The 10,801-nt window shown below is 44.9% G+C and carries 8 protein-coding genes; 2 read left to right on the top strand and 6 right to left on the bottom strand.

Going from position 1 to position 10,801, the window contains the following annotated elements; all coding sequences use genetic code 11:
- The first annotated feature begins 251 nt into the window (after nucleotides 1-251).
- Nucleotides 252-707, top strand: coding sequence for a hypothetical protein (locus tag ACTHPG_RS21675; protein WP_440391482.1), 456 nt, complete (start codon nucleotides 252-254; stop codon nucleotides 705-707).
- 9 nt (nucleotides 708-716) lie between these two features.
- Here ACTHPG_RS21675 and ACTHPG_RS21670 read toward each other — a convergent pair whose 3' ends face one another.
- The 6 genes from ACTHPG_RS21670 to ACTHPG_RS21645 form a co-directional block, all read right to left on the bottom strand.
- Nucleotides 717-1,055, bottom strand: coding sequence for a hypothetical protein (locus ACTHPG_RS21670; protein WP_440391481.1), 339 nt, complete (start codon nucleotides 1,053-1,055; stop codon nucleotides 717-719).
- A 189-nt stretch (nucleotides 1,056-1,244) separates the two neighbouring features.
- Entirely contained in the window at nucleotides 1,245-2,123 is an 879-nt protein-coding gene (rarD, locus tag ACTHPG_RS21665) for an EamA family transporter RarD (RefSeq protein WP_440391480.1), read from the bottom strand.
- Nucleotides 2,124-2,272: 149 nt separating this feature from the next.
- Nucleotides 2,273-2,851, bottom strand: coding sequence for a hypothetical protein (locus tag ACTHPG_RS21660; protein ID WP_440391479.1), 579 nt, complete (start codon nucleotides 2,849-2,851; stop codon nucleotides 2,273-2,275).
- Nucleotides 2,852-3,086: 235 nt separating this feature from the next.
- Complete coding sequence (locus ACTHPG_RS21655) at nucleotides 3,087-3,728, bottom strand: NAD(P)-dependent oxidoreductase (RefSeq protein WP_440391478.1); 642 nt, start codon at nucleotides 3,726-3,728, stop codon at nucleotides 3,087-3,089.
- A gap of 310 nt (nucleotides 3,729-4,038) precedes the next feature.
- Entirely contained in the window at nucleotides 4,039-7,941 is a 3,903-nt protein-coding gene (locus ACTHPG_RS21650) for a carbohydrate binding domain-containing protein (protein WP_440391477.1), read from the bottom strand.
- Nucleotides 7,942-8,471: 530 nt separating this feature from the next.
- The gene (locus tag ACTHPG_RS21645) at nucleotides 8,472-8,828 is read right to left on the bottom strand and encodes a HesB/IscA family protein (RefSeq protein ID WP_253440679.1); all 357 of its coding nucleotides are present in this window, start codon (nucleotides 8,826-8,828) and stop codon (nucleotides 8,472-8,474) included.
- Nucleotides 8,829-9,459: 631 nt separating this feature from the next.
- Between ACTHPG_RS21645 and mqnE the strand changes: the two genes are divergently transcribed.
- Nucleotides 9,460-10,566, top strand: coding sequence for an aminofutalosine synthase MqnE (mqnE, locus tag ACTHPG_RS21640; RefSeq protein ID WP_440391476.1), 1,107 nt, complete (start codon nucleotides 9,460-9,462; stop codon nucleotides 10,564-10,566).
- The last annotated feature ends 235 nt before the right edge of the window (nucleotides 10,567-10,801 follow it).

Below are 10,801 nucleotides of genomic sequence, written 5' to 3'. Positions count from 1 at the left end.
TGGATTTAGTAGTAAGGTAAAGCAAGGGCAGAAGGCGCTATCCCTGGTGGGAGTAGCGCCTTTTTGTGATGAGGTGCGCTAAGGGTGCGTTCCGGTGGCGGATCGGACACTTCTAAAATCGTGTCGCGATCAATGGAGGAGGGGTGCACCACTCGGGCTGGAGACTGATGTTCTTTGGCTTACATTTGAATATAATAAGTTTATTGAGATAACACATAGAATCAACTTCTTATTGGAGCGGGGGAGTATGGATGAGTTTTTTAAAAGGGATGGGTCAATTGGCTGGGGAAGTTACAGGGAAAGTATTGGGTGGCAGTGTGCGGGTGGTCGGTGAACTCGCGGGAAGTCCTTTTATCAAAGAAATCGGGAATGGTGTAGAGAAAGCTACAATTAATACAGGCAAAACCGTTGGACAACTGGCTAGCGGAACATATGATCTGGCCAGTGGTGCAATTCGAAAAGATGATACCGCCATAGACGCGGGACTTGCCGATATTGGAAGTGCCGTAACTAGTACTGCAAAAGGTGTAGCCATATCAGCCAAGTATGTATATAACAGCGGTAAAGATGTTGTTGTGGGCATGCAAGAGGAAGATAAGGACAGAGTCAAGCTTGGTGCCAAGAATCTTTTAGCTGCTGCTGCGGTAACAACACTCGCTGTCGGTGTCATTGATGCAGTGGATGGGCCTGAAGGTATGGATACGTAGGAATGTGGATCAGATCATCAATAACACGACAACTGCAGAAACACAACTTAGCAGGGCAACAAAAATATGGAGACAACTAAATGAGATTTTTTCAAGAACAATTCGCTGTTTCTTCTGAATAAAGCACGAATAGACAAACACTGTCACCACAACGGGCAGATATAAGTGAAGATCAGGACCATCCGTACTCGGTAATAATTTATTAATATATTCACCTATCGTCTCGTTGAGCATCATAAACCCATATATAACACCAATGATCGCTGAAATAGAAAACTGAAATACTGTCCGAACTACATTGTTCTCTGTAAAGAACAGACCACGTTTACCGTACAGCTCATTGACCATAATATATCTGTTGCCTCCTCGTTTTTTAATTACTCTTTTTTAGTAATACTCCTGTATTTTACCATAACATTGATCCAGCTACTTTTTAGTTTTTGTCGAGCTATCGTTCCCCTCAAACAAAAAAATGGCCCTGTCCACCTGATCGGCAGACAGGGCAACCTATGATGATACCTACCTCTACCTCTACGTTCAGCTGACCTTGGCAAGTCTCGTAGCACGCATCGATGCAGCAGCGTACACGATGAGCGCTGTCCAGATGAGCGCGAAACCGACGAGCAGAACTGGCGAGACCGTTTCCTTGAACACGAACACGCTCAGAATCAGCATGATTGTCGGCCCAATATACTGTACAAATCCGAGTGTGGACAACGACATCCGAGCTGCCGCCCGTGCAAAGAACAACAGCGGCAGCGCAGTCACCACGCCGGCTAGAAGTAATTCGATGAACATGGGTGCAGGCAGCGTCCATGCCGTTGCTTTTCCCACTATGGCCAAGTAGATCCAGTAGCCGAGTGCGATGGGCAGAACTACAGCGGTCTCCGAAAATAAGCCTACAGAAGCGTCTTGCTTAATCTTCTTCTTCGCCAGACCGTACAAGCCGAACGACACAGCCAGCGAGATCGCGACCCATGGGAAACGTCCGTAGTCGATGGCGATAATAAGCACCGCGACACCAGCGATGGCAATCGCGAGCCATTGTCCACGGTTTGGCTTTTCATGAAGGAAGACAACCGCCAGCAGCACATTCAGTAACGGGTTCAAATAATAGCCCAGACTTGTCTCAACGACATGACCATTGTTAACTGCCCAGATGAAGATCAGCCAATTGATAGCAATTAGCAGTCCACTTGCGGTAAGGGACAGAAGGGTCGAACGACTGGTCAGGATACGCTTCATGTCACCCCAACGACGTTGAACAGCAACGAAAATCCCCATAAAGACAAATGACCAGACGACCCGGTGCGATAAAATCTCGCCTGCCGGTACATTTTCAAACAACTTCCAATACAGCGGGAGAACCCCCCACATGATATACGCAATGATTGCGTTGATTAACCCATTGTTCATAACTTTTTCCCCTCTTAACGCTCTGATGTCTCAACGGATTATACGCCTCAATCCTCGTTTTAGTAAAGGGGTAATAGGTCATGCTGGAAGCCACGCTCATGTTCAAGTGACTTTTCTATGAGCAAAAGTCTCACTTTAGCGCAGCGAAATTATGCTTTGCCCTTTTTCTTTCTTACAATTATAAATAGGATAAAAATCGCCGCTAATACGACTATACCTACGATATACATATCCATATCTTGCTCAAACATAAACCACATTTTGTGTTCTAAGTTTACTTGTTGTTTGGGTGGAAATCCTTCCCCGAATAGTTCAGTTGCTTGATCAACATTGTTCATTTCGATGGTCGAACTGCACGGACTACTGATTAACTCCCCAGTTGCTTCACTAAAGTAGATTAAGTATTTGTTGCCTTCCTTGAAATCAAACCCCCAAGTGTAGTTCGTCGCGATAATTAGTTGAGAGTCAACTTCAGTATTCCAACTCCTCTCAGCTTCCACTAAAATATATCTGAATTTCTCTTTTGTGCCCGTAAACCCCTCTTGCTTTATGTCCACCTTTATTTGCTTTACTTCTCCATAGACAGCTCCAGTATTTCTTTCTAACTCTGCTTGGGGACTTTCCGATTCGGCACATGACAAAGCTTTAACATCTTGCACATTAAAACCAAAAAACACAGTAGAGATTAAAAGCATCAACGTGACTATACGTAGCTTCAGTTTTCCCACCTTCTTCTCATAACGTTTTTGTACATCTTTATTGACCTGTTTAACAGGAAAAATGTTGCATTTTCCTTTTGCTGTAGTGGAATGTTATGACCGTTTTTTCGGACAAACAGAAGTGATGTGAATTTGATTCATAACTTGATTGCAGAACATCCCTCTTTCATAACGCAAAAAAAACAGACACCGATCTGTGAAGATCAGCGTCCGTTTATATGTTCCATATTATCATTTAAAACTGTTACTTCGCTTCGCCAACAACGGTAAAGCGCTCGTTTTGGTGCTGCGGGTTCTCAATCTCATCCACCAAAGCAATCGCATAGTCTGCATAGCTGATGTAACTGTTGCCTTCGCTGTTTGCGAGGATAACATCGTTACCAGCTTGATATTTTCCTGTGCGTACACCTTCTGGATTAAAGAATCCAGCCGGGCTCAGGAATGTCCATTGAATGCCAGAGGATGCTTGCAGATCCTGCAAGTTCTGGCCTTGGTTCGTTGCAGTTGCTTTGTAAGCATCAGGGAACCCCGGGGATTCAAAGACACGCAATGTTTTGGACTCATCCGTGAACAGGCTTCCTGCTCCACCCACGACGATCAGACGAGTGTTTGGTGCATCTTTCAGGATGTTGATCAACGCTTGTCCTACTTCCACATGCAGGTTCTCTTTCCCCGCTGGAGCACCAAATGCATTTACAACCACATCGAACGCCTTAAGATCTTCAGCTGTAAGATCGAATACATCTTTCTCCAGCGTATTCAGGCTTTTATCTTCCAATTTGGATGCATTACGAACGATCGCCGTCACGTCATGCCCTCTGTCTGCTGCTTCTTTCAAAATCACACTTCCTGCTTTGCCTGTTGCACCAATAATTGCAATATTCATCGTAATCTCTCCTTTAAATTATCAATATTGTTTATGTTTGAAACTCATATTGTAACTATAATTGTTACAACTAAGCTTGTCAACCCGTAATCTTTTCCCTCTTTAAAACCTCGTAAAAAGAAAAAAATTGGAGTTGGATTTCTATCTTTTATCGTTCTTCATTCCGAATCAGAAAGGCCCTGTCATCCATAGATGTACAAGGCCTCTTAACTATAATAATGTATAAGCAATGGGCTAACATTGTAGCCTGACCAGGTGGTTCGTTAACCGTCATATTGCTTAGATTTAATGCATCCATGCATTTTTTACGTCATGCGATTTGTTGTTCCCGTTTTAAATGCAGTCGATTCGATCCAACAGATAGGAAAGCTGATGGGTTCCCGATGAGATTCGTACTCGTTGCATTTCCAGGTATTCCTGGAGTTATAACACCTGCATTGTATGTGCTTACTCCGAGAGGAAAGAAATAGTTCCTTCCCGCATTGTTATCCCAAGTGCCGCTACCGTTGTTAAATACCGCTTCCAGTCCCGTAGCAGTTCCTACATCAATAATAATTTTGTTATATCCGGTGAGCTCGGATGCTGGAATGGCAACGCCTGGTGGTGTCGTCCAATTACCTCCTGCAGGACGGTAATGAATATTGGGCTGGGCAAACCCCTGCTTGTAATAGATGGTTACACTGTTACTTTTCGGGGCAGCATCGGTCGTTACGCTTAACTCAGCACTTGCATCCGATTTGTTCTGTGCTGCATCATAGGCCGTGACTGTATAAACATAACTCGTTGATGCCTTCAGGCTATTATCGGTATATGCAGGTGTCGTACTCGTGCCGATTTTGACACCGTCACGGAACACTTCATACCCGGTTACGCCTACATGATCGGTCGACGGATTCCAAGCCAATGTTACACGATCAGCCGCTTTTGCAGTTACGGTCAGACCGGTTGGTACGCTTGGAGGAGTTATATCCACATGAGGCGCTCCTTGTGTAATGACTCCGGAATTATAGGTACTAACCCCTAATGGAAACTGATAATTTTTTCCTCCATTATTATCCCATGTGCCACTACCATTGTTAAACACAGCCTCCAGCCCCGTCGCTGTACCCACATTGACTGTCATCTTGGTGTATCCGGGCATCTCGGCTGCCATCATTTTCACACCCGGAGCAGTCGTCCATGTCCCACCTGTTGGACGATAGTGAATATACGGGTTCGGATAGCCCATTTTATAATATATGGTTACCGTATTACCTTCTTTGGTACGTACCGAAAGAGCCACACTGGCAGGTGAAACGTTGCCTGCTGCATCTATCGCTTTAACCGTATATACGTATTCTGTTGCCGGTGCAAGGGACTCATCCGTATAGTTTAGTTTGGTTGATTCCCCTACTTTTGAACCGTCTCGGTAGATTTCATATTTTGCTACTCCGTAATTATCCTCGCTGGCTGACCAGTCAATTGTCACAGCGGATGAGGTAGCATTCTGTACAGCTACATTTGCAGGCGCTGTTGGCGGCTCTGTATCTGCTGCCAACGTTTGGATCTGTACAGTTGAACTGGCGGAAGAGACATTATTCGCCTTGTCTCTCGCCTTTATACTGTATGCATATGATTTCTTGGGCTCAAGTCCGATATCCGTATATTCCGTTGTCAGCGAACTTCCAACTTTGGCCCCGTCCCGATAAATATCATAGCCCTCTACACCCACATTATCAGTGGATGCTGCCCATTGCAGTGTAATGCTGCGATCTGTCACACGTTTTGCATTGACTTCTGATGGCACTGAAGGCGGTGTCCCGTCGACCACCAGGAACGGATGTGTGCCCTGGATTGTTCCATTCGCATCCTCCACAATTTTGCCCGATGTGTCTTTTTTATATTTTCCCATACCCACATATACCGTCTGTATCTCACTGCGTGTAACATTGCCATTCGCATCGACAGCTTCAATATAATAATCGACCAGTTGATCTTGGAAATCGTTGAAATACGTGTAATACATATCCCCGATCTCCTGAGCAGGTACACGCTTGAACATATCTGTGCTGCTTGGCTGCCAGGCCACACCGTTCATATCCGATTTAAGATCACGTTTCGTCATGGGATATTCTTGCCAGCTACTAACTTTCGTCGGATCAATGTTGGATATCCCTTTGGCCTTGAGCGCAGCAGGGTCGTACACACGAAAGGTGTTGTCCTTGGCATCCGCCAGCTTATCCCGATGTGTCCGTACCTTCACCTTAATATCATTCACACCGTTAACATCATAAGCATAGGTATAAATGCCAAATGTATTGTCAAAATAATGAAGTGTCCATCCTTCCGCCTTGCTGACATTGGCGCTTCCAGGGTTATATGGATAACGCTGCGGCCACCATATCGATGGTCCGGTACGGTCCTTCGCGAGCTGACTACTTACATAGGGCTTGGAAAAGAAAAGCGACTGATTGAAAGATAACGTTGGCTTTACCCCATCATCCACATTTTCATCATAATAACCAAACCCGGAATCCAATGCAGGCAGGAGGAAATACCAACTTAACTCTGCCGGGTTCGCACCTCCCTTATAATTATTAGCAGCGTCTCCTTTTACCGGGTAAGCCATCATCCAAGGATTCAGCTGATTGCCCTCATAAGTGATCTCACGGTCTAGTGCCGTCGTTGGCTTCCAATGGTTCGGATTGCTGTCCAGCCAAATCTGTTCAGCTGTCTTGGCATAATTCAGTGCAGCTTGCTCAAGCGCAAAATTACGTTCCAGATAATGGTAACCATATTCAAACGATACGGTCATCCCTTCCTGTACACCATCCAGGTTTTTCTTAGGCTCAAGATTAAGGCCTGTAGCCTTATTGAACGCTTCAAACTGCCCCTTCCAGATTCCAAATGGAAGACGCCAGTGATACCATGTCGGATCTGATGAGGAGTCCCGCGTATCAATCCACGAACCGTCTTGAACATGCACTACATCGTCGGCTTTTGGTGTGTTAGTACGCAAGTATTCATTAATGCTCTCTCCCTTCACACCCGGCTGAGCATAAGTCACATTTCCTGCATTGCGCCAAGTATCCTCTGATCCTGCACGTCCTGAAGAATTATCCCCATCATGGGCAATCACGAAGAACTGCTTCTGATCAACCATTCCTTCAAAAGGCTTCAGCGCATCTGCCTTGACTGAACCCTGATACCCTTCTTCCCACGACTCTGCCTGGGCCACAGGGATACCAACAATTTTTTTCTCAGCACCGGTTTCAGGATTCACATGACGCACCCAATGGGGCGTAGAAGCAAATGGATATTTATTATGAACCACTTGTTTCTCATTGAACATGGGAGAAGATACCCACGAACCCACATTGCTCGTATTCTGCAAATCTGCTCGGTTTGGCGGTGAAACCATCGTATCTTTGCCCGGATCGTTCAGTAGCGGATAGTCCTGGAGAGTTCGTGAAAAATGATTATTTCCAATTACGGACCACTCAATGCCGAGTTGATCCAAAACCGGGATAATCCGTTCCGAGAAACCCAGCTCGGTAGGAAAAAAGCCTTTAGACGATTTAAAGCTGTCTCCCAGAAAAAAAGGTTGTGCCAGCACAGCATTCTGGTAGATCAAATCCTTCAACAGATAATCGTTGCCAGCCAATGGCCCCATGGAATGGTGTCCAGAGAAGTGAATGAGATCCATCGTCTGTTCTCCATTCGTTGTTTTGAGGTTATTGTAAGCATTCTTCCACGGCGCACCCCAATCTTTATTATTGTAACCGTTTACATTATTGGTATACATAAAACTGTTCACATTGTTCAGTAACGACCCTGACATGGTCACCTGCATCCCTGCAGCAGGGTGATTGTTCCTCAGATCACCAGCAACTTGCCATGGCCAGTTCAGATAAGCACCTGTCTTTGCATGGTGACTATAATACGCCACGAGATCATCATGTGGCATGGGCGCTCCCCCGGGTAAAAAGTATGGATAACCTGCCGGAGGGTTATTTTTCAGATCAATGACTTGCCCATCATATGTGTACCGGATTGGAGACCCTACAGGTGCAGAAGCATACTTGGATGTGTCGTAGTATGCCCAAAAATTAGGCATATGGTTATGATACACATGAGAAGCCGAAATTTCGGCATAAGCCGCTGTTGTATTTTGGGTAGAAATAATAATCGATAATACCAACATTAATGCGCCGAGCTTGCGCTTAAAATTCATGTTCTTCCTCCCTTATTGGCTCCCTTATGGGAAACAAGAATTCTCGTTATTTGTCTAAGCTCTCTAACCTGTTTAACGTTTTAGCATGGCGTGACTCAAGACACTTTTTTTAAATCCCTACAACTCCTCCTCCTTTCCTCTAATCTTCCCTCCATGTTGTTTCGTGTTCTTCTGTCCTGTTTCAGTTTGATGTCCCTTTGGGCTGTTGTGGGATGTCATAACTCCATTCTTGTACAAACGTTTGCGCAAAAAGGGACATCTTAGAAGTTTTTCCGGAACATACGGCCCGTAAAACCCTTTGTTTAACAGGAAAACTGCGCTCGTAATTTTGCAAACGTTTGCACAAATAATATACTTTCCATTGGAACAAAATGTCAATACTGAAAAAACGTGATTTTATACCTTATTTATCTCTTGGAATCGTTAAATTAAAGAACTCAGCCAACCCTGCCATAAAGTCAAAAAAAAACACAATCCCAAGCGAATGACCTTCGCTGGAACTGTGCCTTATCATTGCAGCCACCTTTATATTAACAATCCTTATCAGGCACACCCGCATCTTCCTTCGTACGGAAAGAAGATCCACAGCCACAAGTGGCTACCGCGTTCGGGTTATGGATGGTGAACCCGCCCGACATGCCGGACTCTTCAAAATCAATTTCAAGTCCATTCAGATATTTCAGGTTTTCCTTCTCGACTACAACCTTCATGTTCTGAATATCCATATACAAGTCCTCATCGGACTCTTTATCGTCAAAGCCCATGGCGTACGAAAATCCGGTGCAACCGCCCGGTGCTACGCCAAGACGCAGGAACATACCAGGTGTCTCTTGCTGTGCAAGCATCTCTTTCAATCTGTCAGCAGCCGTTTCGCTGATGTTAATCATGCCAGGTCACTCTCCTTTTTCATATAAAATCATGTTCAAGTAGGGCGCTTTTCAGTACCAAGAAGATGGGATGAAGATAGAAATGAAGTAGCGGAGCGTAGGCAAAACTACGTGAGCAACGGACATTTCGGCTGAATCCCATCTTCGACGCTGAGATGCCGCTAGGCATCCTTCGTAATCAAAAGCGTAATTTTTGAACAACCTTTCATTAACTCTACTATAAATTATACTCCACCCCGTCAAGGGTCTCAAGTCATGTTTGCCTCTTTCCGCGTTCCCCCTGTACTCCTTTTTCTTCCCAGTGTATTGAACCCCCGGGACACGAGGTTTATAATGAATAGGTGGTCGCACTGAAATGTCGATATTTTGTCATGACTTATTCAGACGATGGTCATAATTGGAGTTGTAATTTTTTTCACATTTCGAGACTGCAACGCAGTCCCCAATGCATATATGAGTCAACAGACTCCATTTTCTGAAAAAATTTAGCTTTCATAAGCAGCACACGCTGCACCGGGTAAATAAGAGTTAGTCCATGTAAGAAGGCGGCGGTTGACCGCATCTTTGCTATGTAGTTCTGTAAGTCAGGTCCTACACAACTCAATTCCGGTCAAGAACAGGAGGAAACAGTATGTCTACATTGGTAACACCGTTCACAGACAAAAGAATGGCTGAAATCGTTGAGAAAGTGCAGAACGGCGTAAGGCTGAACGTAGAAGACGGCGTATATCTGTATGAAACAGATGATCTGCTGACTTTGGGCCAGCTGGCCAATGAGGCCAACCTGCGGAAGAATGGTAAGAAAGTGTATTTCATCGAGAACATGAGTCTTTATTTTACAAACGTATGCGAAGCCCGCTGCGCTTTTTGTAATTTCCGCAAAGACCAGGGTGAAGAAGGGTCTTATACATTATCCGGTCAGGAAATGATTGATTATGTGGAACAGCATATTCATCCTGGCGTACGTGAGTTCCATATCGTAGGCGGACATAACAATCATGTTCCTTTTCAATATTATGTCGATTCCCTGCGTGCTTTAAACGAGAAATATCCGGATGTTACACTGAAAGCTTACACGGCAGCCGAGATTGATTTCTTCACCCGCATTAGCGGACTCGGTATCAGAGAAGTTCTGCAAGAGCTACAAAAAGCCGGTCTGAAAACATTAACTGGTGGCGGCGCTGAGATTCTTTCGGATGAATATCGTAAAAAAATGCGTGTAGACAAAGCCAACGTGGATCGTTATCTTGAGGTGCACCGCACAGCTCATGAGCTCGGCATGCGTACACATACGACGATGCTATATGGATCGATCGAGTCCTATGAGGATCGAGTCAACCATATGGTGCAGATTCGTGAACTGCAAGACGAGACCAACGGATTCATGGTCTTTATCCCGCTTTCCATGCAGCCAAAAAGCAAAAACGCAAGCATTATGCGTCGTAACTCGGCTTATGAAGATCTCAAAACAATTGCGATCAGCCGTCTGATGCTGGATAACATCGATCATATCAAAGCATACTTCATTAACATCGGTCCTCAGCTGGCTCAAGTTGCCCTTGGATTCGGTGCTTCGGATGCACACGGTACGATCGTTCGCGAACGGATTAGTCATGCTGCTGGTGCTCTCACACCTGAAGGCCTTACACGTAAAGAGCTCATATGGCTTATTAAAGGCGCAGGACGTATTCCGGTAGAACGTGATACATTCTACAATGAAATTCAAGTGTACGAATAGGATATCAATAGCACACCATCTAAAATCAAGATCGCACCAGCACCACTCCAGAACGCAGCTTTCATGATAGAGAGACGTTTGAATTCGAGTGGTGCAAACTGCTGAATGATATCTTTAATTTTCAATGTCTGCTTTTCAATTATTCAAATCCCAACAAAAGGAGCAGCTATGTTATTGCATAGCTGCTCCACAGTTTACAGCCCCATTTCAGTGGGACTGATGAAGAAAGGAAGCC

Source organism: Paenibacillus sp. SAF-068, from assembly GCF_051967555.1.
In the GTDB taxonomy this organism is placed as follows: Bacteria; Bacillota; Bacilli; order Paenibacillales; family Paenibacillaceae; genus Paenibacillus.
This window is presented reverse-complemented; position numbering and strand designations above follow the sequence as displayed.

Bases quoted from the DNA above. Each gene is read 5' to 3' on its own strand.
- ACTHPG_RS21645 (WP_253440679.1), bottom strand. From the start codon at position 8,828: ATGATTAACATCAGCGAAACGGCTGCTGACAGATTGAAAGAGATGCTT.
- ACTHPG_RS21650 (WP_440391477.1), bottom strand. From the start codon at position 7,941: ATGAATTTTAAGCGCAAGCTCGGCGCATTAATGTTGGTATTATCGATT.
- ACTHPG_RS21670 (WP_440391481.1), bottom strand. From the start codon at position 1,055: ATGGTCAATGAGCTGTACGGTAAACGTGGTCTGTTCTTTACAGAGAAC.
- mqnE (WP_440391476.1), top strand. From the start codon at position 9,460: ATGTCTACATTGGTAACACCGTTCACAGACAAAAGAATGGCTGAAATC.
- ACTHPG_RS21675 (WP_440391482.1), top strand. From the start codon at position 252: ATGAGTTTTTTAAAAGGGATGGGTCAATTGGCTGGGGAAGTTACAGGG.
- rarD (WP_440391480.1), bottom strand. From the start codon at position 2,123: ATGAACAATGGGTTAATCAACGCAATCATTGCGTATATCATGTGGGGG.
- ACTHPG_RS21655 (WP_440391478.1), bottom strand. From the start codon at position 3,728: ATGAATATTGCAATTATTGGTGCAACAGGCAAAGCAGGAAGTGTGATT.